The organism is Streptomyces sp. TLI_053, assembly GCF_900105395.1.
Taxonomy (GTDB): Bacteria; Actinomycetota; Actinomycetes; order Streptomycetales; family Streptomycetaceae; genus Kitasatospora.
Genome location: NZ_LT629775.1, coordinates 9450862 through 9476004 on the forward strand (window position 1 = coordinate 9450862; position 25143 = coordinate 9476004).

The 25143-nt window shown below is 74.1% G+C and carries 20 protein-coding genes; 6 read left to right on the top strand and 14 right to left on the bottom strand.

All coding sequences use genetic code 11. The annotated features are described in order from the left end of the window. The first annotated feature begins 522 nt into the window (after positions 1 to 522). Positions 523 to 1311, top strand: a complete 789-nt coding sequence (locus BLU95_RS39245; RefSeq protein WP_093864227.1) for a phosphotransferase family protein — start codon at positions 523 to 525, stop codon at positions 1309 to 1311. 658 nt (positions 1312 to 1969) lie between these two features. On the opposite strand, the gene BLU95_RS39250 is transcribed toward BLU95_RS39245, so the two are convergent. From BLU95_RS39250 to BLU95_RS39265, 4 genes are all read right to left on the bottom strand, one after another. Continuing rightward, positions 1970 to 3235 carry a sensor histidine kinase gene (locus BLU95_RS39250; RefSeq protein WP_093864228.1) on the bottom strand — a complete coding sequence of 422 codons (1266 nt, stop codon included), beginning with the start codon at positions 3233 to 3235 and terminating at the stop codon, positions 1970 to 1972. Positions 3236 to 3239: 4 nt separating this feature from the next. After that, positions 3240 to 4136 carry a response regulator transcription factor gene (locus BLU95_RS39255; RefSeq protein WP_093865453.1) on the bottom strand — a complete coding sequence of 299 codons (897 nt, stop codon included), beginning with the start codon at positions 4134 to 4136 and terminating at the stop codon, positions 3240 to 3242. Positions 4137 to 4223: 87 nt separating this feature from the next. After that, on the bottom strand, positions 4224 to 5339 hold the full coding sequence (locus BLU95_RS39260; RefSeq protein WP_093864229.1) for an endonuclease/exonuclease/phosphatase family protein: 1116 nt from the start codon (positions 5337 to 5339) through the stop codon (positions 4224 to 4226). Continuing rightward, the gene (locus tag BLU95_RS39265; protein WP_231978122.1) at positions 5336 to 6469 is read right to left on the bottom strand and encodes a D-alanyl-D-alanine carboxypeptidase family protein; all 1134 of its coding nucleotides are present in this window, start codon (positions 6467 to 6469) and stop codon (positions 5336 to 5338) included. Before BLU95_RS39265 ends, BLU95_RS39260 begins: the two co-directional genes overlap by 4 nt. Before the next feature lie 487 nt (positions 6470 to 6956). Here BLU95_RS39265 and BLU95_RS39270 point away from each other — a divergent pair, with 487 nt between their 5' ends. Continuing rightward, positions 6957 to 7598 (top strand): sigma factor-like helix-turn-helix DNA-binding protein, encoded by a 642-nt coding sequence (locus tag BLU95_RS39270; RefSeq protein ID WP_093864230.1) that lies wholly within the window; start codon positions 6957 to 6959, stop codon positions 7596 to 7598. Next, positions 7595 to 8365 (top strand): hypothetical protein, encoded by a 771-nt coding sequence (locus BLU95_RS39275; protein WP_093864231.1) that lies wholly within the window; start codon positions 7595 to 7597, stop codon positions 8363 to 8365. The genes BLU95_RS39270 and BLU95_RS39275 overlap by 4 nt, the downstream gene beginning before the upstream one ends. Before the next feature lie 181 nt (positions 8366 to 8546). On the opposite strand, the gene BLU95_RS39280 is transcribed toward BLU95_RS39275, so the two are convergent. Continuing rightward, positions 8547 to 10343 carry a DUF6297 family protein gene (locus BLU95_RS39280; RefSeq protein WP_231978123.1) on the bottom strand — a complete coding sequence of 599 codons (1797 nt, stop codon included), beginning with the start codon at positions 10341 to 10343 and terminating at the stop codon, positions 8547 to 8549. Next, positions 10340 to 11089, bottom strand: coding sequence for an ABC transporter ATP-binding protein (locus BLU95_RS39285; protein ID WP_093864232.1), 750 nt, complete (start codon positions 11087 to 11089; stop codon positions 10340 to 10342). The genes BLU95_RS39280 and BLU95_RS39285 overlap by 4 nt, the downstream gene beginning before the upstream one ends. Before the next feature lie 365 nt (positions 11090 to 11454). Between BLU95_RS39285 and BLU95_RS39290 the strand changes: the two genes are divergently transcribed. Further along, complete coding sequence (locus BLU95_RS39290) at positions 11455 to 12390, top strand: DMT family transporter (RefSeq protein WP_231978124.1); 936 nt, start codon at positions 11455 to 11457, stop codon at positions 12388 to 12390. A 94-nt stretch (positions 12391 to 12484) separates the two neighbouring features. On the opposite strand, the gene BLU95_RS39295 is transcribed toward BLU95_RS39290, so the two are convergent. The 4 genes from BLU95_RS39295 to BLU95_RS39310 form a co-directional block, all read right to left on the bottom strand. After that, complete coding sequence (locus tag BLU95_RS39295; protein ID WP_159425214.1) at positions 12485 to 13054, bottom strand: SMI1/KNR4 family protein; 570 nt, start codon at positions 13052 to 13054, stop codon at positions 12485 to 12487. A gap of 272 nt (positions 13055 to 13326) precedes the next feature. Further along, complete coding sequence (locus BLU95_RS39300; RefSeq protein WP_093864234.1) at positions 13327 to 13647, bottom strand: hypothetical protein; 321 nt, start codon at positions 13645 to 13647, stop codon at positions 13327 to 13329. 76 nt (positions 13648 to 13723) lie between these two features. Beyond that, the gene (locus BLU95_RS39305; RefSeq protein ID WP_093864235.1) at positions 13724 to 14308 is read right to left on the bottom strand and encodes a hypothetical protein; all 585 of its coding nucleotides are present in this window, start codon (positions 14306 to 14308) and stop codon (positions 13724 to 13726) included. A gap of 149 nt (positions 14309 to 14457) precedes the next feature. Continuing rightward, the gene (locus BLU95_RS39310; protein WP_093864236.1) at positions 14458 to 15876 is read right to left on the bottom strand and encodes an aminotransferase-like domain-containing protein; all 1419 of its coding nucleotides are present in this window, start codon (positions 15874 to 15876) and stop codon (positions 14458 to 14460) included. Between BLU95_RS39310 and BLU95_RS39315 the strand changes: the two genes are divergently transcribed. Beyond that, positions 15875 to 17110 carry an aminotransferase class V-fold PLP-dependent enzyme gene (locus BLU95_RS39315; RefSeq protein WP_093864237.1) on the top strand — a complete coding sequence of 412 codons (1236 nt, stop codon included), beginning with the start codon at positions 15875 to 15877 and terminating at the stop codon, positions 17108 to 17110. The two genes, BLU95_RS39310 and BLU95_RS39315, sit on opposite strands and share 2 nt — an antisense overlap. Then, positions 17107 to 18468: an MFS transporter gene (locus BLU95_RS39320; RefSeq protein WP_093864238.1), complete on the top strand. Its 1362-nt coding sequence runs from the start codon at positions 17107 to 17109 to the stop codon at positions 18466 to 18468. Before BLU95_RS39315 ends, BLU95_RS39320 begins: the two co-directional genes overlap by 4 nt. Positions 18469 to 18495: 27 nt before the next feature. On the opposite strand, the gene BLU95_RS39325 is transcribed toward BLU95_RS39320, so the two are convergent. The 4 genes from BLU95_RS39325 to BLU95_RS39340 form a co-directional block, all read right to left on the bottom strand. Continuing rightward, positions 18496 to 18966 carry a PH domain-containing protein gene (locus BLU95_RS39325; RefSeq protein WP_107452652.1) on the bottom strand — a complete coding sequence of 157 codons (471 nt, stop codon included), beginning with the start codon at positions 18964 to 18966 and terminating at the stop codon, positions 18496 to 18498. Positions 18967 to 19210: 244 nt separating this feature from the next. Next, positions 19211 to 22213 (bottom strand): polysaccharide lyase family 8 super-sandwich domain-containing protein, encoded by a 3003-nt coding sequence (locus BLU95_RS39330; protein ID WP_197698677.1) that lies wholly within the window; start codon positions 22211 to 22213, stop codon positions 19211 to 19213. Between the two features lie 217 nt (positions 22214 to 22430). After that, positions 22431 to 23771 (bottom strand): MFS transporter, encoded by a 1341-nt coding sequence (locus BLU95_RS39335; protein WP_093864240.1) that lies wholly within the window; start codon positions 23769 to 23771, stop codon positions 22431 to 22433. Beyond that, a complete protein-coding gene (locus tag BLU95_RS39340) occupies positions 23761 to 25077 on the bottom strand; it encodes an ATP-grasp domain-containing protein (RefSeq protein ID WP_093864241.1) in 1317 nt (438 codons plus the stop codon). Before BLU95_RS39340 ends, BLU95_RS39335 begins: the two co-directional genes overlap by 11 nt. Positions 25078 to 25143 lie beyond the last annotated feature (66 nt).

Here is a 25143-nt window from a genome sequence, read left to right on the forward strand (position 1 = left end):
GTCGTCAATGGAGCGGGCCTGCCGGCTCGGCGTCCAAGTTCTCGTCCTGGACCAGAGCGGCACGTCCGTACTGCTGACCTGCTCTCCCGCTTCACCGAGCCGTACATCGAACGTCGTGTCCGGCGGCCGTCGCGGCTGCGACCCTCGGACACCGGTTTCCGCTGCTCTACCGAGACGAGCCGGTCAATGCGGCGTAGTCCGTCGGTCTGCCCGGCCCGGTCGGTCGCACCATCCCCAGCGCCCGTCCGACCGGGCGTCGCCGTGTGACGGCACCCGGTCGGCGCGGGTTCCGGCCGCCGTTGTCCCGGCGGGCCGTTCGTCACCGATGAGAGAGGACGCACACGCCATGCGAACCAAGATCGCGGGACACACCTCGGAGAACTGCCCCGGGGGCGGGGAGCACTCGTACCAGATGTGGAGTGGCAAGATGCGTTGCGTCAAGTGCGGTCAGACACAGGGCTGATCATGTAATTCGGGGAGGGGTCCCGTTGGGTCCCCTCCCCTCACGGAGAGGGGTCTCGCGTGCCGGATCCGCACGCCGGCTGGGAAGAACTGCCGCAACAGGTGCGGCGGGCGGTGGAGGAGCAGTTCGGTGCGGTGCTGTCCACGCGGACGGTGCCGGAGGGGATCACCTGCCGGACGGCGCTGGTGCTCTCGACCGAGACGCGGACCCTGTTCCTCAAGGGGGTGCCCGTCTCCGATCGGGAGGGCGTGACGGCGCAGCGCACCGAGGTGCGGGTGAACGGGGCGGTGCGGGCGGTGGGGCCGGCGGTGTGCTGGGAGGCTGCTGCGGGCGGTTGGCACCTGGTCGTGTTCGACCACCTGGACGGTCGGCACGCCGATTTCGCGCCCGGAACGGCGGACGCCGGTGTCGTTGCCGATGTCCTGGAGCGTGCTCGGCTGTGCACGGCACCTGTCGGCGCGCGGATCCCGCCGTTGGTCGAGCGCTACCGCGCGGTGCTCGGCCCGGGGGACGCCGAACTGCTCTGCGGCTCGGCGCTGTTGCACACGGACACCAACCCGCACAACATCGTGGTCACCGCGAGTGGTGGTCACCTCGTGGACTGGGCGATGCCGGCGGTCGGCCCCGCCTGGGTGGATGCCGCGCAGACCGCTGTCCGGCTGATGGGGTTCGGCTGGCAGCCGAGGGATGCTCTCGGCTGGCTCACTGCGTTCTCCGCGTGGTCTCAAGCCTCTCCGTTGGCCCGCTCCGTGTTCGTGCGTGTGGTGACCAGCGATGCCACAGCCCGGTTCGGTCGGTACGCCGACGACGAGAACACGCGCTTCCGCGCACTCCTGGCAACCGTCTGACGCCGATGGGCGGAGCCAAGGGTTCATCGGCTCCGTGCGGATCACGAAGCTGCTTTGTGCCGGGAGCAGGTGACCACCGGAGCGTCGGTCCGGAGGTGGGCGCCCGCTTCGCGGGTCGTCCTGCATTCGGCTGTCGTTCGGGAGGGGTGGAAGGGACGGTGTGGCCCAGGCATCGCGGCAGCACCACCCCATTCGAGTGATCGTTTGCATTAATGTCCCGTGCCTCCGCTGCCGGGCCCGGCAGCTCTCCCATAACGCCCGCTTCAACAACCAGGCGTCCGCGCTGATGCTGAACTGACCGCAGGGACCTGCGCCAGCCCGTCGCCGGTCCGAGCCTCGGTCGGACCGGCGACGCGGCTCCCCCAGCCGGACCGGTCAGAGGAATTCGACGAAGAGCGGGCCTCCGTTGACGGGGAAGCTCTTCGTCGTGCAGGGGTCCATCGAGCCGAACACGACGTGGCACCCGTGGGCGCGGAACAGGAAGACGGGGGTGTCCGTATCCCCATGGACAGGAGTCCGCTGCAGCGGGCTCGTAGTCCGCTGGCCTCGTGGGTGAAGAGGCGCTGGACGAGAATGGCGGCGTCGCCTTCGTCGGTGGCGAGGATCCAGGTCGCGGTGGCTTCGAGGCGGACCGGCGGCGTTGCCGGGCCGGGCGCTCTCAGCTGTCCGGGAGGTCGAGGGTGGCGAGGGCTCCGCCGTCGGGGGCGTTCGTGAAGGTCAGGCGGGCGTTGAGGACCGCCGCCTGCCCGGTGGCGATGGTGAGGCCGAGGCCGTGGCCCTGGCCGCGTTCGGCGGCGCCGGTGCGGAAGCGCTGCGGTCCGTCGGCGAGGAGGGCGTCCGGGAAACCCGGTCCGTGGTCCCGCACGGTGATCCGGCTGCCGGTGACGGTGACCTCGACGGGGCCGGAGCCGTGCCGGTGGGCGTTGGCGACGAGGTTGGTGAGGATCCGCTCCACGCGGCGCGGGTCGGTGCGGACGGTGGCGGGCGTCGTCAGCCGGAGCCGGACCTCGCCGTCGCCCCTCCTGCTCACCTCGTCGACGAGATCCCCCAGCGGGACTTCGTCGAGTCGGGCGCTCTCGGCGCCGGCGTCGAGGCGGGAGACCTCCAGCAGGTCCTCCACCAGGCCGCGCAGGGTGCGGACCTGGGTGCGGACCAACTCGGTGGCCTCGTCGCCCTCGGGCAGCAGCCCGGCGGCCGTGACCAGGCCCATCAGCGGGGTGCGGAGTTCGTGGGCGACGTCGGCGGTGAAGCGCTTCTCCGTGGCGAGCCGGCCCTGCAGCGTGGTGGCCATCTCGTCCACGGCGGTGGACATCTCGGTGATCTCGTCCCGGGCGCGGCCCCGGCGGCCGATCCGGGCGTCGAGGTCGCCGTCCGCGATCCGGCGTGCGGTCCGGGACCCGTGGCGCAGGCGCCGGTTCATCCGCTCCGTCGCCAGCACGGTGACGGGGACGACCACGGCCAGGGCGGCGAGGGCGGCCTTGACGATGCTGCGGTCCAGCAGTTGGAGACTGCGCACGGTGGCGCTCATGTCGGTCCGGACGGTGAGCACCCGGCCGTCGTCGACCTGGACAGCCGCCCACATCCAGTACCAGTTCGGTGCTTTGACGTCGTACCAGAGGGCGTACTCGCCCGGAACCTTCGTGTCCTCGACGGCCCGGGCCAGTGGCTGGGGAAGACCGGCCGGGGACTCGAAGGAGGCGTAGTCGGGGCGGCGGCCGGTGCGAGAGAACTCCTGCTTGGCGGTGGTCAGCTGAAGGATCGCCTGATCGCGGCCGGTCCGCTCGCCGCGCTCCGCGGTCGCCCGGTGGACGAGCAGGCCGATCACCAGGGCGACCGCACCGCAGGCGACTGCGACCAGGGCGGTGATCTTCCAGCGCAGGGAGCGCGGGTCCAGGAGGCGGGGGCCGACGCGTCGTGCGGTCATCGCGTCAGCCCCGCAGGAGCTTGTAGCCGAAGCCGCGGACGGTCTCGATGCGGTCGGCGCCGATCTTCTTGCGCAGCCGGACCACGCACAGGTCGACCACCCGGGTGTCGCCCTCCCAGCCGTAGTCCCACACCTCGCGCAGCAGGTGGCGGCGGTCCAGGACCGTGCCGGGGTTCTCCGCGAAGACCAGCAGCAGGCGCAGTTCGGTGGGCGTGAGGGCGACGGCACGGCCGTCCAGACTGACGTCCAGGCCGCGCGGGTCGATGGTCAGGCCGCCGAAGGTGAGCAGGTCCGGCACGTTCCCGGTGGGGGAGGGCCGGTCGCGGCCGCCCGGCTCGCCCGCCGCGATCCGCTCGTCCCGCACCGGCTCGTCCCGCACCGGCTCCTCCCGTACGGGCGCCTCCTGCGCGGGAGCGGCTCGCCCGGCCTCCGCCCGTCCGGCGTCCGCCCGCCCGGGGCCCGCGGCCGGGTGGTCGCGGAAGGTGGCGCGGCGCAGCAGGGAGCGGATGCGGGCGACGAGGACGGGGATGTCGACGGGCTTGACCACGTAGTCGTCGGCACCCGCCTCCAGGCCGGACACGACGTCGAGGGCGTCGCCGCGGGCGGACATCATCAGGATGGGGGTGAGGGTCTCGTCGCGGACCCGCCGGCACAGGCTGATGCCGTCGAGGCCGGGCAGCATCACGTCGAGGATCAGGACGTCGTGGGAGCCGGCCCGGACGGCGTCCAGGCCGTCGAGCCCGTCGCCGGTGACGTCGACCCGGTAGCCGTAGCGCTCCAGGGCGAGCTGGACCGAGCGGCGGATGACCGCGTCGTCCTCGACGAGGAGCACGCTGACCGCGTCGGGTACTCGGGTGGCGGACAAGAGCTCTCCGATGTCATGGCCTGGGGGTCGGGTCATCATTTGAGCACGTCCGGGGCCGGTCCTCGGTGTCGGGGGGCTGCTGCGGGGCGCCGGCCACCGGGGCGGGGCGGGCGGGCAAGCCGGTCACAGCCGCAGGGACGCCGCGACCGGGAGGTGGTCGCTGCCGGTGTCCGGCAGGGTCCACGCGGAGCGCGGGGTGACGCCCTTGACCAGGATCTGGTCGATGCGCACCACCGGGAACGGAGCGGGCCAGGTGAAGCCGAAGCCGTCACCGGCCTCCTGCTGGGCCGAGCGCAGCGGCCCGGTGAGCGTGCGCAGCGCGGAGTCGTCGAAGGAGCCGTTGAGGTCGCCCAGGACGACGACCCTCGGCAGCGGTTCGCTCCGCACGGCCGCGGCGAGCTTGGCCGCCGCTTCGTTGCGGGCGAAGGTGGTGAACCCCACGTCCAGGCGCACCCGGACCGAGGCGAGGTGCGCCGTGTAGAGGGCGACGGGGCCCTTGGGCGTGAGCACGGTGGCGCGCAGGGCCCGGGTCCACGGCATGATCTCCACCGTCTCCACCCCCTGGAGCGGGTACTTGCTCCAGAGTCCGATGCCGCCGTGCACCTCGGAGTAGGGGTAGGTGGCGGCCAGCTCGCGCCGGTAGGTCTCCTGCGCCCGGCTCGCCAGTTCCTCCACCGCCACGACGTCGGCTCCCGAGGCGGCCAGGGCGAGTGCCGTCCGGCGCGGGTCGGGGTTGTCCTCGTTCACGTTGTGGCTGACGACGACGAGGTCCCCGCCGCCCGCGCGCTTGTCGACCAGGGAGGGTGCGAACAGCACGCTCCAGACCAGGGCGGGCAGCAGGACGGCCACGGCTGCCAGGGCGGAGCGCCGCAGTGCCGCGAGGAGCAGCAGCAGCGCGATGCCCAGGCCCGACCAGGGCAGCACGGTCTGCCAGAGGCTGCCGAGGTTGAACGGGTCGTTCGGCAGCCAGGGGCTCACGACCAGCAGGGCGGCGAGGGCGACGGCGGCGCCCGCGATCAGCCGCCCGCGCTGCCCTGCGGCACGGCGGGTCGGACGGCTGACGACGCGGTGGAGGCAACGGTGGAGGTAGCTGTGGAGACGGCGGTGGAGACGGCGGTGGACGACCGTCCGGTGGCGGGGCCGGTGCCGGCCGTCCTCGCCGGGTCCGGGGATCGGCGCGGCGGTGTCCGCAGCCGGGGGCGTCGTGGGCGCGGCGCCGGTGTGCGTGCTCGTGCTCATGACCACTCCTGCTGACCGCCGTCGAGCGCCGGCAGGACGGCGGGCAGCTTCTGCCGCAGGGCGTCGACGAGTCGACCGCTGCGCTCCAGGGCGGCCCGCAGGCCGTCGGAGGGGGTGGTGCCGGCGCGCTGGCCGAGCACCACGCCGTAGACGAGCCGGCGCCCCGAGCCGCTCCTGCCGTCGGCGACCTCCAGCGCCCACATCAGGTTCCCGCCGGCCGAGGTGGTCGAACCGGTCTTCAGGCCCACCACCCCGGGCAGGTCGAGCAGTTTGTTGGTGTTGCGCAGCGGTGCGGCGCGGCCCGGGAGCTCGGTGTCGCGCAGGGCCACGGTGGCCCGCAGCGCGGGCTCCTTCATCGCCTCGCGGGCCAGTTTGAGCTGGTCGGCGGCGGTGGACACGGTGCTGGCCTCGAGGCCGCTGGCCCCGGTGTAGGTGGTGCCGCTCATCCCCAGCCGGGCGGCCTCCGCGTTCATCCGGGACACGAACGCCTCCTCGCTGCCCGCGTCCCACCGGGCCAGCAGCCGGGCCACGTTGTTGGCGGAGGGCAGCAGCATCACCTCCAGCAGCTTGCGCTGGCTCAGGCGCTGCCCGGCGGTGACGGGGGCGGTGGACTCGTCCACCGAACCCGCCTCCGCGGCGGCCTGCGCGTCGACCGTGATCGTCGGTCCGTCCTCGCCGTCCTTGAGCGGGTGGTCCCTGAGCACGACGTACGCCGTCATCACCTTGGTGACGCTCGCGATCGGCACCGGCTGCTGCGGTCCCTGGACGCCGAGCACGCCGACCTTGGCCGCCGCGACCGCCGACTGTCCTTCCTCCGGCCACGGGAGACCGAGGGCGGCGATCGCCTCGGGCGCCGGCAGCACCGGCGCCGCGTTGACGCGAGTGGCGGCGGCGGCGACCGTGTCCCCGTCGTGCCGGGTGGCCAGGGTGGCACCGCCGGCTCCGGCGAGCACGACGAGGGCCAGGATCCCCAGCGTCCTGCGGCGGAGCGGGGGGAGCCGACCGGGCCCGGTACGCCGGTCCCGGTCCTGCTCGCGGTCGTGGTCCTGCTCGCGGTAAAGGCCTCCGTCGCCGTCCCGGCCCGGGTTTCGGTCCTGGTCTCGGTCTTCGGACTGGATGGTGACTGACACGGTGGCGGCCTCCCGGACTCCGAGGGACAAGGTCCCGGGGCGGTCGCCTCCGGGTGTGCCTACAGGCTCCGCGACCGGCACTTCGGCCCGGTCGTGGCGCGGCTTCCGCTGTCGCGCAGTCGTGTATCAGCTGTGTACCGGCCGGCCGGCCCCGGTCGTGGCCGATCGTCCGGCGCCGGTCGTCGACGGTCGTCGCCCGTCGCCGGTCGCCGGTCGCCGGTCGCCCGTCGCCCGGCCCCGGTCGCCGCCGCCGGGGAAGCCGTCGACCGTCGACCCCCGACCGCCGACCGTCCTTGACCGGACGCTGACCGAACGATCACGCCGGACGCGGACCGACGGTCGAGCACGCGTGTTCTTCGGACAACTCCGTTCAACCCCGGCCCGGTCCGCAGATGCGAGGCGCCGGGTCGATTGTCTGGTCCCGAGCAGGCCCCGAGGTCCGGACCGACGGTCGGTCCGGCCCCGGAGGCGGGAGGACGGAAGCCCCATGGTCGGCATCGACGGCAGTGGCCGCGCGGATGCGCACGACGACGCCCCGGTCCCCGAGGCCCGCCAGGGACCTCCCGAGCCGACCGCCGGGGCCGAGGTCGGCGGCCTCGCGGCGGACACCTCCCTCCCCGACGACCTGGTGGCCCTGCTGGTGATGTACGGCGAGGCGTACTGGGAGTACGCGCGCCTGCACCTCGGTGACGCCGACGCCGCCGACGCCCTGGTCGACGACGTCTTCGCGGACCTCGCGGCCCACTGGGACGTCGTCCTGCGGCAGGAGAACGTGGAGGAGTTCTGCTGGGGTGTGCTGCGGGCGACGATCGACGACACGCTGGTGCTGCGTGCCCGGCCGTCGGCCTTCACCTCCGCCGCGTTCGCCTTCGCGATGGCCGACGCCAGGGAGGCGTTCCAGGCACTGGAGAGCGGGATCGGCCTGTTCGCGGCGATCGGCGGACTGCCGGAGCGGCAGCACGACGTGGTCGTGCTGACCTATGTGCTCGGCCACCCGGTCGTGACCGCCGCACGGGTCATGGGGATCACCAGGAGCGGGGTGTACAGCCTGCGCCGCGACGCCCGCCGCCGGCTCGCCTCGGCGCTGGGCCTGGACGAACAGGGCGCCGAGAACGCGGAAGAGCAGTGATCGACATCCACCGTGCCGTCGTGGCGCGGTCCGAGGCCGCCCCCGGGGCCACGGAGCCGGGCGCTCCGGCCTGGTCGCCGCTGGCGGAGGTGCGGCTGCCGGAGCCCGTGACCAGGAGCCGGGCCTCCGTCTGGCTCGACGGGGCGCCGGCCAGGATCGCCGCCCGCCTGGCGGGCCGTACGGCGGAGCGCCCCTCACCGTCGGCGGCGGTCCGTCTGGACTGCGGCCGGTTCGAGCTGCTGGCCCTGTGCCACCTCGTGGTCGAGGACGCCCGGGCGGCGGAGTGGATCGCGGCACTGGCGGACACACCGGCGATCGACCCGCGCGGGGCGCTCGTCCTCGGCGCCCTGTGCCACCTGGCGGTCCACGAAGGCGACGGCGAGGACGGCGCGACCACGCGCCGGGCACTGGCGGACGGGCCGCGCACCTGGTGGCAGCTCGCCGCCGGAGCGGGCTGCTTCCAGGCCGCCCACGCCCTCGCCTGCCTCGCCGCCGGCCGGGGCGACCGGCGGGAGGCCGGGCACTGGCAGGACCAGGCCCGCCGACTGGCCGGGCGGCAGGACGTCCGCTCGGCGGCCCTGGCCGCCTTCGAGGGGGTCCGGCCCAGCCACGGACTGTGCGCCGGTGTCCGGGACGCCCTGGCGGCGCTTCCCACCAGCCGAGACCCGGACTTCGGACGCACCCCCGCGATCGCCCCCGGCCCGCTCGCCGCGGCGCTCCGTCGGCACCGGACCGCCGACTGCTGCCGGCCCACGCCGCCGCCGTGACCCGGACCGCGGACGGACACGCGCCGGACCGGGGCGACGCCGGTGACCTGAACGGCCCGGGCCGCCCCCTCCCGAACGACCACGGGCCCGGCCCGCAGGAGTGCGGACCGGGCCCGGGCGGTGGTGCGCCCCACGCCCCGCGCCCCGGAGCGTCCGGAGCGTCGAGCGTCGCGGTACGGGTCTAGGAAGCGCTCTCCCCGGGGCGGGCCCTGCTCATCTTCGCCGCCCTGGCCTGCGCCCAGCGCAGCAGCAGCACCGCGACCACCACCGCCATCAGGGCGGCCTTGCCGACCTGCACGACCGCCCCGCCGCGCAGCGCCGAGGAGAACATCGGCGTCAGCGCCGCCACGCCCACGGCGGGCCCGGCCGCGTACCAGGCGGCGAACAGCGCCGGGCCGGGACCGCCGCCGGTGCCCTGGGTCGGGGAGAACAGCAGGTCCTTGCGCAGCACCCCGCGGCAGGCGTTCACCAGTCCCGCCGCGACCAGGGCCGGGGCTGCGGCCGGTGCGAGCCAGGCCGCCGGGCCCGTGCCCGCCGCCAGCAGCGCCCCCGTGCAGGCCAGCCCCAGCAGGACCCCGGCCAGCGTCGGAACGACGGCATGGCGCAGCATCAGGGAGGCGAACGGATACGGCGACCAGGAGGCCCGCCGGACGTCGTCCGTCTCGATCCGGGCCGGCTCCAGCAGCTGCGCGACGGCCAGGTAGCCGAAGATCAGCGCGACGGCGGTGGCCAGCCAGGACAGACCGCCCGTCGCGCCGTGCGCGAGGACGGCGCAGAGCAGCGCGGGCACGGTCAGCACCGCCGCGCGGCCCAGCCGGGCGGGGGAGCGGAGCAGGGCGAGGGTGTCCCGCCACGGCACCACCAGCCAGGCCCGCCGGGGCGCGGGCAGCCGGAGCCGGCGTTGCCGGGCGCTGCCGTTGGCGCTGTTCACCGCCAGCCGCGCGCTGCGCAGCTCGACCGTCCGGAGCGCGGCCAGCACCCCGGCGGCGGTCCTGGCCCGCTCCCGCAGCCGGGCCAGCGGCACCGTCGCGGCGGCCCGGTCGGCGAGCACCAGGGCGGCACCGGTCGACACCAGCAGCAGTGCGGCGGCCACCCAGCCGCCCGCCACGGCGGCCGGGGTCGGCGCCAGCGCGGCGATCGCGGCCCAGCCCCAGGGCCCCGACCACAGTTCGACCAGTTCCAGCCAGCGCACCGGGTGACCGGCGACGGCCAGCGCGCTCTGCCCCGCCAGCGCCATGATCAGCAGCGTCAGACCCGGAGTGAGCCGGCGCACCCAGCGGGCGGCGCGGTCGCTGCGCTCCACCACCAGCGCTGCGCAGGTGGCCAGGAGCGGCACGCAGAGGCCCCCGAGCAGGCACCAGCCGAGCGCGGCCGGCAGTCCGGTCCGGACCGTGAGCCCGAGCGCGACCATGCCGCCGACCGCCGCCACCAGACCGGGGAACGCGGCCACGGCGCAGGACAGCCAGAACCACGGCCGGAGCACCGGGCGGGGCCGGACGGGGTGGATCAGCAGCCAGTCGGCCGCCGCCCGGGGTGGCACCACCGGGCCGCGCCACAGGCCGTCCCGGACCAGCAGCAGGAAGGTGACCAGTCCGATCGCGGTGATACCGGAGGGCATCGCGGCGAGCAGATCGGCGCCGTGGCCGGTGTAGTCGGCGCCCATGGACGCCTGCAGGAACAGGCCGAGGCTGGGCACGCCGCCCCAGATGATCAGGACGAGGATCACGCAGTAGACGGCGAAGCCGACCGACTTGGCGCGGTTGCGCCGGTGGGGGGCGCGCAGGGCGCGGAGCAGGGCGAGAGTTTCGTCGGTCCAGTCGTCGATCGAGTCGTCGTCGATCGGGTCGTCGTCGGAATCGGTGTCGGTCTCGTCACCGACCGTCGAGCCGCTGTCCGTCCCGTCCTCCTCCGTCCGGTCCTCTCCGGTCCGCTCGTCGTCGGTCCCGGCTGCTGCTTCCGGGGCAGGAACGGCGGTCACCGGGTACCCGCCGATCCGGCGGCGGTGCGGGCCGCGAGATCCGCCGCCAGCACCTTGCGGGTGGCGCCCTGCCTGAGGATCCTGCCGTCCTCCAGCACCACCACCCGGTCGGCCACGTCCAGGGCCAGGTCGGTGTGGTGGGTGACCAGCAGCACCGCGACGCCGTCGGCCAGCTCGGCCTTCAGCAGGTCGGCGAGGGCGCGGCGGGCGTCCGGGTCGAGCCGCTGCTCGGGCTCGTCCAGCAGCAGCAGATCGCGCGGGCGCACCAGCGCGCAGGCCAGCAGCAGCGCCTGCATCTGCCCGGAGGAGAGCGCGGAGGGCAGCGCGTCGGCCCGCTCCGTGAGCATCCGGTCCTCCAGCACGTGGGCGACCCAGTCGGGCGCGTCCGCGACCCCGTGCGCGACCGCGACCAGCAGCAGGTGCTCGCGGACGGTCAGGTCGGGGTAGCAGGCGACGGTGTCGCCGACCACCGCGACCCTGGCCCGGACCCGGGGGTCGTTCTCGTCCATCGGGATGCCGTCGAAGACCACGGTGCCCTTGCTGGGAGCGTCCCGTCCGGCCGCGACCCTGAGCAGGGTCGACTTGCCCGATCCGTTGTGTCCGAGCAGCGCCACGCACTCTCCGGCGGCCAGCGACAGGCTCACGGGGTGCAGCACCTCCCGCTCGCCGTAGGAGCGGCTGACGCCGGTGAGCTGCAGCAGGGGCCTGCGGGCTGCGGGGCGTGGTTCGGCGGCGTTCTTGGCCATGGGGGAGGGAACCTCTCAACGCGGTGTCCGGCCACAGTACCGATCCGCCGTCGGCCACCCGGGCGAGGGTGACGGCCGCCGACCCGCGACCGCGTCCCACCGGCCCGTGCGCCACCGGGTCCACCCCGGGAGGACGGGCCCTGCCTGCGGCGTAGGATCGAGCCCATGTGTGCAGCAGTTCTCGCGCCTCCCGTCCGCTGAGGCGGGTCGCGATCGACACCAGCGCGTAGCCGGGCGGCAGGCCACAGTCCACAGGCCGCCGTGACGCGCCGACCGGTTGTGCCCGCGGACGCGACCACGACCACCTGCTCCGTCTGGAGATTCCTTCCGTGTCGAGAACTGCTGTCTCAACAACCCCTGCCCCCGTGACGGCGCCGAGCTCCGTGCGCCGCGGTCTGGCCTGCCTCGCGTTCGCGGGCGTGACCTGGGGCACCACCGGGGCCGCCGTGGACATCGTCTACCGGTCCAGCGACTTCGGGCCCATGGCCGTCTCGTTCTGGCGCTTCCTGACCGGCGTCGCACTGCTGCTCGCGGCGCGCGCCCTTCGCCGGCCCCGCAGGGCGCCGCGGGCACCGCGGGCACCGAGGCCGATGGGCCGGCGCATGCTGCTGTTCACGGGCACCGGCATCGGTCTGGCGGTCTTCCAGACCGCCTACTTCGCCGCGGTGCGGGACACCGGGCTGGCCGTGGGCACCATCGTCGCCCTGGGGGCGGCCCCCCTGTTCACCGCCGGCGGCGGTCGCCTGTTCCTGGGCGAGCGGGTGGGACGCGGCGGCCTGCTGGCCGTCGGTGGAGCCCTGGCCGGTCTGGCGATCCTGGTCCTGGGCAACCGGGCGGGTGTCGTCCACCCCGTCGGGGTGGGGGCGGCGCTGCTGTCCGCCGCCGGATACGCCGTCTCCACCGTCCTGGGACGCTGGACCGGACGGCACGGCGGGGGAGAGGACCCGTACGCCCTCACGGTGGGGGCGTTCGCCGTCGGCACCGCCGTGATGCTGCCGTTCGCCCGGGGCGAGGGCCTCCTGCCGCACGCCGCCCGCCCCGGCCAGGTCGTCCTGCTGATGCTCTACGTCGCCGTCGTCACGACGGCTCTCGCCTACCCGCTGTACTTCGCCGGAGCGGGCGCCGTCCGGGCGGCCACGGCATCGGTGGTGATGCTGATCGAGCCGGTCAGCGCGGCGGCACTCGCCGTCCTGCTCCTCGGCGAGCGGCTCACCGCAGCGACGGTCGTCGGCACACTGCTGATGCTCGCGGCCATCGCGGGCCTCGCCCTCGCCGAGTCCCGACTCCACGCGACGGACTGACGGAGCAACGAGGCCGGCCGGGTTGTCCGCCAGCCCGGCCGGCCTCCTTCGGACGGATGGCCGAACGGGCTTCACCCCGACGCAGAAGTCCCGTTCAGACACCCCAGGGGAGGCCTGTGGAGGGGTTGAGGCCCTGTTCGACGAGGTGGTCGTGTTCGCGCCAGTGCATGAAGTCCAACGTTTCCGCGGCAGTGGTGCACCAAGCTCGCAGGTAGTCGGCGAACCCGCCTCCGTGGACGGTGAACGGGCCGCCGTCCTCCTGGAGTTCGGCGATGGGCCAGGCGTCACTGTCCTCGCCTGTCATCAGCCAGAACAAGTGGGCACAGTCCTCGGTGAAACCCCACCGGATCAGCATGTCGGCACTTACGCCGGCGGGCAGCAAGTGGGAGAAGTGCTCGGGGGCCTGTTCCCAGAAGAGTTCGGTCATGCCGACCACATTGTTGCCTCCTGATGCGCTGTACGGTGCGGCAATCAGCAGCGAGTCCCCGCCGATCGAGCCGGCTCCGTAGGTCTCCATGAAGGCGATGTAGTCCGAGGGCAGCCGTATCCCGAGCCGCCGTTCGGCTTCCGCCGCTCCGGCCACGTCAAGAGGGGCTCCTTCGCTGCTTCGTCTGCATGGCGCGAGCACGCCCAACAGCGCGCGCACGCCGGGATGGCTGGACACGGATCCTCCGGTTGTTCGGTGTGCCGACCACTCTAGGAGCCCCGTCCGACAGCGAGGACGGAGCCGGAACGGGTGGGTCCGGATGGGGGCCGGTGGGCACGAAGCGGGCAACCCCCGAATCGGGTGCCCGTGGTGACGTCCGCGGTCCGTCGGCCGTCGACGTGCCCCTGTGCACGATCTGGAAGTCGCTGATCCGCAGGTGCAGCGGTGGACGGTGGGGCAGGAAGGCCCCGATGACGGTACGGAACATGACGTGTTGCGGTGAACACACGTCACATGTCGTAGTGCTCACCGTCCTCGCCCTGGACCCGGGCATTCAGCGCCTTCGCCAAGCGGCACATGGTTGAGACCATGGCATCCGTCGGGTTCTTGGCTTTGATCTGCCCCGCTCTCCACCACAAGGGCTCGCCGGACGACTCCCCGTTCCGCAGTGGTACAAGCTCGGCGACCCTCTCCGGGCAGCCTTCCGGCAGCGGGACCGCCACAATTCCGGAGTCTGCGGCGACTGCCGCTTCCCACTCCGCCGCGCCGATGTCCTCGCCCTCTTCGTCCCACAGGTTCTCACGCCGCGTGATGTACAGGTCGTAGCCCACGGCAGTACACGATAGACGCACGCGGAGCAAGCTGTCGGGCCGGCTTCGCAACTCGGTGCGGCCTCCGTTCCGGCACCTACGAGTCGAGCTCCGGCAGGCGCTCACCGGGTGCGGCCGGACGGCCTTCGGAGAGCCAGAACATGTAGTCGCGAAGGTAGTCCCCAAGACCGTGTTCGATGTGGGCGAGGTACGCCCGTGCCCCAGTAGCGGCGTCCCGGAACGCTCGGTTCTCGGACGTCGCCCACTCGCCCCGTCCCACTCGCAGGGCCCACTCCCGTGCTCTTCCGCGCTCTCTCCACCAGTCCCGGACCAGTTCCGGGGTCCAGTGACGGTCGCCGTCCCCTCCGTAGGCGCCGAAAGGGTCGCACTCCCCGGCGCAGGTCAACTCGTGCACGCCGGCGGCCTCGACCGGCTGACGGTAGACGAACTCGGTGCAGTACTCGTCCTCGTACGCGACGTGCTCCGGCGCGCACTGCCTGCCGGTGAGGCAGTTGTCGGTGCCGGCCGTGTAGAAGGGGCCCGGGACGTTCCGCCAGTCCCGGTTCTCCCAGCCGTCGGGCGCGGGCTCGGACCAGTCGTGCCGCACGATGCCGTGCTGCCACAGCGGGTGGGGTGTGCCTATGAGGAGGCGGACAGCAGGTATCGGATCCCAGTAACTCATGATCCGCAGGATGTCAGATCCTCGGTATGCGGGGCCGCCTCGGCGCGGTCCGTCCCTGCGACTCCTCCGGCCCTGCTCCGGTGAGTTCGGCAGGTCGGCCGACAGGAAGGGGCGAGCAGCGCGAGCAGTGCGCCGGGGCGGTCACGGCGTCAGCCGGGTGTCGGCGTGCACTGGCGGGCCGCGGTGGCGAGGCGGGCGGCGGCTTCGACGAGGTCGGCGGGTTCGGCCGCGGCGGCGAAGCCGAGACGCAGATGGGCGGCGGGTGGTTCGGCCGGGAAGTGGCGCCCGCCCGGGTCGACGGTCACCCGGTGCGCCGCCGCGGCGTCCGCGACGGCCGCCTCCGTGAGGCCGGGGGGAAGCCGGAGCCACAGGTGCAGGCCGCCTTCCGGCAGCTGCGAGAGCGTCCAGTCGGGCACTTCGCGGGCGAGGGCATCGGCGAGGACGGCGCAGCGGTGCCGCAGTGCTGCGGCCAGGCCGCGCAGGTGGCGGTCCCAGGCGGGGGTGCTGAGCAGTTCGACCGCGGCCTCCTGGAGGGGGCGGGCGATGAAGAAGTCGTCGACCCGTCGCATCCCGAGCAGGCGCCGCACGACCGGGCCCCGGGCGACGACGGCGCCGATCCGCAGGCTGGGCGAGGCCGGCTTGGTCAGCGAGGTGAGGTGGACGACGGTGCCGTCGCGGTCGTCGGCGACCAGCGGGCGCGGCGCCGGACGGCCGTGGCCCAGGTTCCGGGCGAAGTCGTCCTCGATCAGGAAGGCTCCGGCGGCGCGTGCCACGTCGACGATCCGAGGGCGCCGCTCGGGGGAGAGGACGGTGCCGGTGGGGTTGTGGAAGGTGGGCTGGCAGTAGAGCAGCCGGGCGCCGGTCATGGCGAAGGCGTCGGCGAGCAGATCGGGGCGCAGGCCCTGGTCGTCCATCGGCACGGGCACCGGCCGCAGTCCGGCGGCGCGGGCGGCGGCGAGTGCGCCGGGGTACGTCGGTGACTCGACCAGGACCGGGGCCCCGGGGGCCGCGAGGGCGCGGAACAGCATGGACAGCGCTCCCTGCCCGCCCCCGGTCACCAGAACGTCCTCGGGGCCGACGTCGCCGCCCGCCTGACGGGCGAAGACCGTGCGCAGGGTCGACAGACCGGCCGCCGGGGCGCGGTGCCAGGCGTCCGGGCGGCGGGCGGCCCGGGCGAGGGCGCCGCCGAGCAGCCGGGTGGGCTGGAGGTCCTCGTGCAGGTAGCCGCCGGACAGGGCGACGGTGCCGGCCGCCGGCGCGGCGGACCGCTCGTCGGAGGGGTCCGGAAGGGGCTGGCGGCCGGCCAGGGCGACCGCCTGCCAGGAGGTGTCCGGTTCGCCGCCGGCGGTCCGCGGACGGCGGGCGGCGACGTAGGTCCCGCTCCCCGGCCGGGTGACGACCGCTCCCTCGGCCGACAGGAGCGCGATGGCCCGGGAGACGGTGACCGGTCCGACCCCGTGACGTGCGATCAGATCGCGGCTGCTGGGCAGGCGGTCGCCCGGGGCGAGCCGGGTGATCTCGTTCCGGAGGATCGCCACGAGGGCCTCGGTACTGCTACCGTTATTCATGAGGAATGAGAATAGCGCTTTCAACCACGGTGCGGAACCGCTCCTGGACCTCACCGCCATCCGGGCCGACACCCCCGGTTGTGAGGCCGTGATCCACTTCAACAACGCCGGTGCCGGGCTGATGCCGCGTCCGGTGCTCGGGGCGATGCTCGACCACCTCCGACTGGAGGCGACCATCGGCGGGTACGAGGCGTCCGCCGCCCGGGCCGCAGAGGTCGAGGACTTCCACGCCTCGCTCGCCGAGCTCCTGGGCACCCGCCCGGGCAACATCGCCTTCGCCGCGAGCGCCACCCACGCCTACACCAAGGCCCTCTCCGCGATCGACTTCCGCCCCGGGGACGTCATCCTCACCACCCGCAACGACTTCGTCTCCAACCAGATCGCCTTCCTCTCCCTGCGCAGGCGCCACGGTGTCCGCATCGTGCACGCCCCCGACCTCCCGGACGGCGGCGGCGTCGACGTCGACGCCATGGCCGTGCTGATGCGCGCCCACCGCCCGCGCCTGGTCGCCGTCACGCACGTGCCCACCAACTCCGGCCTGGTGCAGCCGGTCGCCGAGGTCGGCCGGCACTGCCGCGAACTCGACCTGCTGTACCTGGTCGACGCCTGCCAGTCGGTCGGGCAGTATCCCGTCGACGTCGACCGGATCGGCTGCGACCTGCTCACCGCCACCTGCCGGAAGTTCCTGCGCGGGCCCCGCGGTTCGGGCTTCCTCTACGTCTCCGACCGGGCCCTCGCCGCCGGGTACGAGCCGCTGCACATCGACATGCACGGCGCACGCTGGGTCGCCCCCGGCCACTACCGTCCGGTCGCCACCGCGGCCCGGTTCGAGGAGTGGGAGTTCCCCTACGCCACCGTGCTCGGCTGCGCCGCCGCCGTCCGCTACGCGCTGCGGGTCGGCCTCGAACCGATCGCCCGGCGCACCCCGGCCCTGGCCGGACGGTTGCGCGAGCAGCTCGCGGCGGTGCCCGGCCTCCGCACCCTGGACGGCGGGCCGGACCCGGCCGCGCTGGTGACGTTCGCGATCGAGGGGTGGGAGGCCGAGCCGTTCAAGGAAGCACTGGACGCCCGCGGTATCAACTCCGCGCTCAGCTACCGGGAGTTCGCACAGTTCGACTTCGCCGACAAGGAGGTGTCGTGGTGCCTGCGGTTGTCGCCGCACTACTACAACACCGAGGACGAGGTCGACACGGTGGCGGGCGCGGTCGCAGAGCTCGCCGGGAGCGTCCGATGATCCGGACCTCGACCGTGCCGGTCGCCACGGACAGCACGGACGCCACGGACGCCACGGCCACCACAGACACCGCGGACGCCACGGACACCGCGGCCGCACCGCGCCGGAGCCTCTGGCACAACGCCGACTTCTCGCGGTTCTGGGTGGGAGAGACACTCTCCCTGCTCGGCACCCAGGTGACCGGCCTCGCGCTGCCGCTGACCGCCATCGGCGCGTTCGGCGCGACCGACGAACAGGTCGGGCTGCTGCGCTTCCTGCAACTGGCCCCCTACCTCGGGCTCGCACTGGTGATCGGCGTCTGGGCGGACCGGTACCGGAGGCGGCCGGTCATGCTCGGCGCGAACCTGGTCAGACTGGTCCTGCTCGCCCTGATACCGGTGCTGTACTGGTGCGACGCGCTCGACCTGCCCCTGCTGATGGCGATCGCCTGCACGGTCGGCATCGCGTCGGTGGTGTTCGACGTCAGCTGGATGTCGTACGTGCCGGTACTGGTCAAGAGCCCTGAGTACTACGTCGAGGCCAGTGCCCGGCTGAGCACCAGTTCCTCCGCCGCCGACATCGCCGGGCCCGGGCTCGGGGGCGTCCTGGTGTCGGCGGTGGGCGCGCCGGTGGCCCTGCTCGCCAACGCCTGCTCCTACGCGGTGTCCGTCGTCTCGCTGCTGCTGATCCGTACCACCGAGCCGCGCCCGGAACCGGTCGCCGAGCGGCACCTGTGGCGCGAACTCAGGGACGGCATGGGCTGGGTGATGCGCGACGGCGTGCTCCGGTCGCTCGCGCTGATCGGATTCTGCTGCAACTTCTCCATGGTCACGGTGTGGACGATGTTCCTGCTCTACGGCAACCACGACCTCCACCTCGGCTCGGAGACGATCGGCGCGGTCTTCGCGACCGCCTCCGTCGGCGGCCTGATCGGCGCGCTGATCTCGCGGAAGGTGATCGACCGGTTCCCGCTCGGCAAGGTCTACCTGGTTGCCCAGTCCGTACTGCTGCTCGGACCCTCGCTCGTCCCCACCGCCACCGGGCCGCGACCGGTGATGATCGGGATGTTCGTCCTGTCCTTCTTCGCCACCTACCTGGGCCTCGGCGTGGCCGGTGTCGTCATCGTCGGCCTGCGCCAGGCGATGACGCCGCAGTCGATGATGGGCAGGATGACCGCCGCGTTCCGGACCCTGCTGTTCGGCGGCGGCTCCCTGGGAGGCCTGTCCGCCGGCCTGCTCACCGGCCAACTCGGGGCCCGAGGAGCCCTGACCGTTGCCGCGGCCGGTTCCGCCGCCGTCGTCATCGGCCTCGTGCTCTCGCCGGTCCGCCGCCTCAGGACCCTGCCGTCCGCCCCCGACCGGGAGGCACCGGCGCGCTGAGCGAACGACGCCGGGCCTGCTCGGAGGTCAGTCGGTGTCGCCGCGGCGCTCGGCCAGCAGCGCGTTCAGCCGTTCCACCTCACGGTCCACCAGGACGTGCTTGTCGTCGATGTAGGGGAGGTGGATCTTGCGGCCGTCGGCGCGGAACGCGTAGGTGAGGAACTTGGGTGCGCCCTTGGCGTGCGCGTTCGGGTTGGCGGCCTTGGCGAAGCGGGCGATCTCGGCCCAGCGCAGCTTCCGGCGGCGCACGATCCCGCGGACGGTGATCCCTTCGGCGGTGAGCAGCGTGCCGGCGCGGGCGGCGCCGACGATCACCAGCAGGCAGAAGCCGATCACCAGCAGGGAACCGATCGCCTTGGTGGACGGGGCGAACTCCTTGTCCTTCCAGATCGGCAGCAGCGCCCCGAAGGACAGCAGCAGGATGGTGAACGCGAGCCCCCCGACCCGGTTCGACGCCACCCGGTACTCGTGCGGAACTCTCAGTCCAATGTCGCTCATCCGCCCCAACTCCCGGTCGTCCCCGCCGGTCCGCCGTTCTGGTCGGCGGCCGGTCGGACTCGCAGTGTAGGGGCGGGAGTTGATTGCCGACAGGCCATCGGCGGACAGCCGGTGTCCCGGCCGAACAGGTGTACCCGCACACGCTGTCCGGCCGGGACACCGGCGCGCCGGCGCGCCACCCGCAGACTCGAGGCGCCGAGGCGCCCGCAGACCCGCGGGCGCCCGCAGGGTGCTCAGGAGGCGATCAGGAGGTGATCAGCTCCAGGTGGGGCCGGAAGGCGGCGTTCTCCCTGCTGTTCAGGTTGACCGCCAGCCCGACCGCGCCGAGCGGCTGCCAGACCGCGAGGGTCACCGTGCCGCCGGTGGCGACGGCGGCGGTGACGTCCAGGCCGACCCAGTCCGCGGCGGTGGAGATCCGGCCGGTGCCGAGCGCCGTGGTGGGGGCGGGGGACCGGTTCCAGGTCACCGCGGTCTCCGTCCAGCCGCCCCCGGTGGTGGCGAAGGCCTGGAGCGAGGTCTCGGTGCCGCCGGAGTCGGCCACCGCCCCGCGCACCCAGAGCACCGCCCGGCGGACCGTCCCGCCCACGCTCGAGGTGTCGAAGCCCAGCAGCGCCCGCCGGCTGAAGCCGCTGCCGCTGGAGTCGGTGTTCTTCACGGTGAGCGTGGTCGCCGTCCCGTAGTTGGTGTCGCCGTACGAGCCGTCCCGGACGTAGGCGTCCTGGGTCGGCGCCAGCCGGGTCGCGGTGGCCGGTGCGGGCGCGGTGCCGGTGGTGCGCAGGGTCACGGTACGGCTCGCGCCCTGGGTGCCGCCCAGCTCGACCAGCAGGGTCACCGAGTCGCCGGTGGTGAGGACGGTGACGCCCGGGGCGGGATCGGCCGTCCGGTAGCCCGGCCGGGCGACGGTGACCTGGACGGTGGAGGCGGTGCGCCCCGGGTCCGCCACGGTGACGGTCATGGTGTCGCTCGACTCGCGGACCAGGACGGAGGCGGGTGCCGACACGGTGACCGGACCGGTGGTGCCGGCGGCGAAGAAGTTGGCGGCGGTGACGCCGGAGGCGCTGTCGGTGATCGCCTGCACGGAGGCGGAGTTGGCCAGGACGGTGACGGTCGGCGCGGTCGAGCGGGCCGCCGCCGCCGTGGCGTCCGCGCCCGGCATCAGCAGGTAGGAGTAGCCGGCGGCGGCCGGGTCGGTGCCGTGGTCGAACCAGAGCGTCAGGTAGCGGCGGGTCAGCGTCTCGCCGGTGCCGCCGGTGTTGATGTCGTGCCAGCTGCCGGTGCGGGCCTCGCGCAGCGCGTCGACCGTCGCGCCGCCGGGGAAGAGGTAGGCGCCGAATCCGGCGATCGCCGCCCAGCGGGCCCCGGTGAAGCGCCGGGACCAGCCGAGGGTGGTCGGCTGCGCCGTGCCGTCCACGGTGAGGGCGTGCTGGCCGGTCTGGCCGAGGTTGCGGTTGTCGACCACGGTCTCCACCGGCACGCCGTCCGCGCAGGTGATCCCCGCGCCCAGGCAGACGATCGAATCGTCGAGTACGAACCAGGACTTGACGCCGCTCAGCGTCGAGGAGAGGCCGCGCACGGCCTGCCCGGCGGCCGCGTAGGTGCCGTCGCAGGCGCCGCCCGCCCAGGTGTTGTCCGGGCGGGCCGCTCCCCAGGTGCCGCCCGCCGCGTCCGCCAGGGGCTTGGTGGAGACGGTGGTCCCCGGCAGCCGGTACGGGTTCACGGTCGGCCAGAAGGCGTCCGAGTACTGGCCGTTGCCGAAGGTCGAACCCCACCACGCGAGCAGGCCGTTGTTGGTGTGCCAGCCGCGCAGGTTCTCGCCGTTGCCGGTCTCGTAGAAGGTGGTGCGGGCCGAGCACATGGCCAGCGAGGCCGCCCAGCCGGGCCGGCGGACGACCGCCCGGTCCATCGCGAAGAGCCGTGCGCCGACCGGCTCGGCGGCCGGTCCGGTGCCGGAGTCGTTCACCAGCGCCTGGGCGCGGGCGAGTTCGGGGACGTCCACGGCGGCGTTGGTGAGGTACGGGCGGTAGGTGTCGCGGGTGATCCAGCCCTTGACCGCCGCCCGCCACGCCGCCGACTGCGCGGCCGGCGCCGCACCGGAGTCGGCGAGCCGCAGGATGTGCCCGATGATCGTGTGTCCGCGACCGTGGTCGTCCTGCTGCAGGTGCAGCGGGTCGCCGCTCTGCAGTCCCCGGCTGGGCGCCCGGCCGCTCACCGAGTCCATCACCAGGCCGTTGTAGAGGAACGGTGCGAACGCGGAGTCCACCGCGTCGAACACGGTCTGCCGCTGCGGGTCGGTCACGGCCCAGGTGGAGCCGGCGAGCAGCCCGAACAGCTTGCTCAGCCCGCCGAGCAGCACCTCGCCGTACGAGCCGGTGTACGGCACCCAGGTGTGCTGCACGAACGAGCCGTCCGGGTAGAGGCCGTCGCCGGTGAGCACGTACGGGAAGACGGGGGAGAGCGCGGAGGAGGCCAGGGCCAGCTTGGGGGAGTTCCGGCCGATCACCCCGCGCAGCGCGAGCACGCGGCAGAGGTCGACCCGGTTCGCGCCGGTGGAGGTGCCGGTGTAGGCGGCCACCTTCGAGTCGGGGACCGAGTGGTCCACGGCCGCGCAGTAGTCGGCGATCCGGGTGGGGCCGAGCAGCGGGTGGACCAGGACGCAGATGTCGAGCAGGGCCTGCGGGCTGCCGATCTGCCAGTCCCACCAGTTGTTGTAGTTGCTCGTGGTGGGGGTGTAGGCGATCGCGTGCAGGTGGTCGAGGCCGGTGGTGACGGCGGTGGCGAGCGCCGGGTCCGCGGTCGAGCCGGTGCCCGGCTGGGCCCAGGCCAGCGCCATGGTGCGCAGCCGCAGGTAGCTGGCGGTGATGTTGCCGGAGACGGTGCCGAGCGGCAGGTCCGGCCAGAGGGAGCCGCCTGTCGGTGCCATCGCCGCCTGCTGGGTGCGGGCGCGGTCGCCGAGGGCGGTGAGGGCGGAGCTGAACGGCTGGGCGGCCGGATCGAAGCCGGTGCCGGTCAGCAGCGCCCGCCAGCGCAGGCGCAGCTCGTCGTACGGGTCGGCGGCCCGGGCCGTCGGCACACCGAGGGCGGACCAGGTGCCTGCGGCGGCCAGGGCGACGGCGGATGCCTGGAGCAGCCGTCGACGGGAGAGCGGGAGGCGGGTGCGGGTGGGGACGTGCGTGGGAAGGGCGGGGACGTGCGCGGGACGGGTGGGGGAGAGCGGGAGGCGGGTGGCGGAGTGCGGCTCGGGGATCAAGAGGGCTCCTTGCCGGGTGCGACGGTGCGACGTTGCGCCGGTGCGACCGTGGGACGGCGCAACCGTGCGGCATGCCGGGTGCGACGTTGCGGCGCACGGCCGCCGGAGCGCCGTGGGGGTCGGCGCGGCAGCACCCGGGCGGCGCCGCACGCACCGGGCGGGAGTGACGGTAAGCGCTTTCCGGTACGGGCGTCAACGGATGGTGCAGACCGCCCCCTCACCCGTCACCGGGAACGCCGGGATCGTGGCCCGCAGCGGCAGCCGCAGCCGCAGCGGTCCGGGCGGTCCGCAGGAGGCGGACGGCCGTGGTCCCCAGGAGCAGGGCCGCGGTGAGTACGGCGAGCGCGGTGTACAGCCGTGCGGTGCCCAGCCCGTCCGCGGTGGCCACCCGCACGCCGCTGAAGCTGCCGACCGCCTCGCCGAGCCCGGTCGCGAGGGCGGCGAGGGAGAAGTGGGCGGCACGGTGGCGTGCGGAGCCGGCCGAGCCGACGAGGACATCGAGCGCGGGCATCAGCAGCATCTCGGCGAAGGTGACCAGGACGACCCCGGCGAACAGCCATGCCACGGTCCGTCCCGCGCCGAGGCAGGCGAAGGCCGCGGCGAAGCACCCGAAACCGACGGCGCACAGGGTCGTCGGCCGCACGCCCAGGCGGCCGGCGAGCAGGGTCACCGGCAGTTGCAGGGCGATGATCAGGACGCCGTTGACGAGGAACACGGTGCCCAGGGATCCCCCTGCGCCGAGCACCTCCTTCGCATACAGCGGAAGTGTCGCGAAGAGCTGGGTGTACAGGACGAAACCGAGGGCGGTGAGCGCGAGCGGCATTCTCGGCCCCGGTTCCCGCAGCAGGGCCTTCCACCGCGTCCGCCCGGCACCGACGGCTGCCCCCGCAGCTTCCCCGGGCGGGCCCGCCAGCATGACGAGGCCGAGCGCCACCACGTGGACGCAGGCCGCGGCTGCGCAGAAGGCGGCGGTGCCGAAGCGCTGCTGGAGGGCGACGCCGCCCAGCGGGCCCAGCGCCATGCCGAGGTTGACGGCGACGGCCTGGGAGGCGAAGCCCCTTGCCCGACGCCGGTCCGGGGCGGCGGCGGCGATCAGCTTCAGGGCCATGGCGTTCATGCCGAACCCCAGTCCGAGCACCGGGAGGACGGCCGCCAGGACGACGGCGCTGCCGCCGGTCGCGGCGAGAGCGCCGAACGCGAGCGCGCCGAGGCCCAGCGCGGCGGTGATCGCGGTGCGCGGGCGGAGCCTGCCCAGGGCGGGCCCCGCCAGGATCCGCATCAGGCGCAGGCTGACGACCGCCTCGGTGACCAGGGCCGCCACCGTGCCGGCGCCGTGGTGCCGCTGGGTGAGGTGCAGCGGCAGCACGGTGAGCAGGGCCCAGACGGCGCAGCAGGCCAGTGTCCACTGGGCGAGCAGGGCGGCCCCGGCCGCCGCGCTCCCGGCCCCGGGCGCCGCCCTCCCCGCCCCGGCCGCCGCGCTCCCGGCCCCGGGCGGGGCGGCGGGGTCGGCGGCGGCCGCTGTGCCACCTGCCGTGGCGCCTGCGGCGTCAGCGGGCATGGGCGGCGGGCGCGCTCTGGCTCGGGCCGTGGCTCTCGCCGTGCTCCGGCTCCTGGCCCGGTTCGGCGAAGGCGGGCGCGGCGGCCTGCGCCGCCTGCCGGAGGACCTCGTGCACGGCGGAGTGGCTCGCGCGGCGGGCGATGACGGAGCCGAGGACGCAGCTCATGTAGTCCTCGGGCGGCAGCGCCACGCGGGTGCCGACGGCCTGGTCGAGGGCCACGTGCTCGACTCCGGGAAGCTCGAGGACGGTGTTGAGCCCGGTGAACCCGGTGAAGGTGCCGGCGCGGGGGCTGATGAGCTGGCGGGAGCCCGCGTGGAGCGCGCCGCGCCGCTCGAGGTCGGGCGCGTTGCCCGTGGCGACGGCGATCGCGGCGGCGTAGAAGTCGATCCCGGTGGCGAGGGGGATCAGGTGGGAGGTGATGTACCCGCCGCCGATCCGGCCCGCGATCTCCAGGAGCCGGGCGGTTCCGTCGGGCAGCAGCCGGCATTCCAGGTGGAAGGCGCAGTCGCGCATCCCGGCGGCGCGTACGGTCCGCGCGGCCAGTTCCTCGACGGCGTCCTGCTGTCCCCGGTCGAGGGCTGTCGGATGGATCTGCAGGTATTCGACGGAGTAGGGGGCCGCGACCCACTTGTCGGTGATGCCGACGATGCGGATCTCGTCGCCGACGACGAGCCCCTCGACGCTGTGCTCCGTCCCGCCGAGCAACTCCTCGTAGATGAGCTCGCCGGGCCTGGCCCGGAAGATCGGGTCGCGCTCCGGACGGGTGAAGCTCCGCAGCAGCCCGTACTCGGTGGCCAGGTCGTCCGGTCCGTGGACGCGGTGGATGCCGCGGCTGCCGGAGGCGCCGGTGGGCTTGAGGACGGCGGGGTAGCCGACGTGGGCCGCGGCGCGGCCCAGGGACTCCTCGTCGTGGACGAGCGCGTAGCGGGGCATGAGGTCCGGGCGGCCGGCGGCGGCGAGGGCCTCGCGGGTGAGGAACTTGTTCCGTACGGTGCGGGCGGCCGCGGGCGGAAGGCCGGGCAGGCCGAGTTCAGTGGTGAGTCCGGCGACGAATTCGACGTCGCGGTCGCCCCAGGTGAGGACGCCCCGGACGTCGTGGCGCCGCACCAGCTCGAGCGCGGCCTCGCGTGCGGCGGCGGTGTCGAAGGTGTCCACGATGCGGGTCTCGGCGACGAGTTCACCGGCGAACGGCGGCTGACGGTCCGCCAGGACGAGGACCTCGAACCCGAGTCGGTGGGCGGCCAGGGCGGTGGCGTTGACCTCCAGGGGGGACCTGCGGGTGTTGACGAACAGGACGGACGGCATGCGTACTCCGGGCGGGTCTGGTGGGCGTGGGCGTGGGCGGCACGGCACGTGGGTGGACGGGGCGCG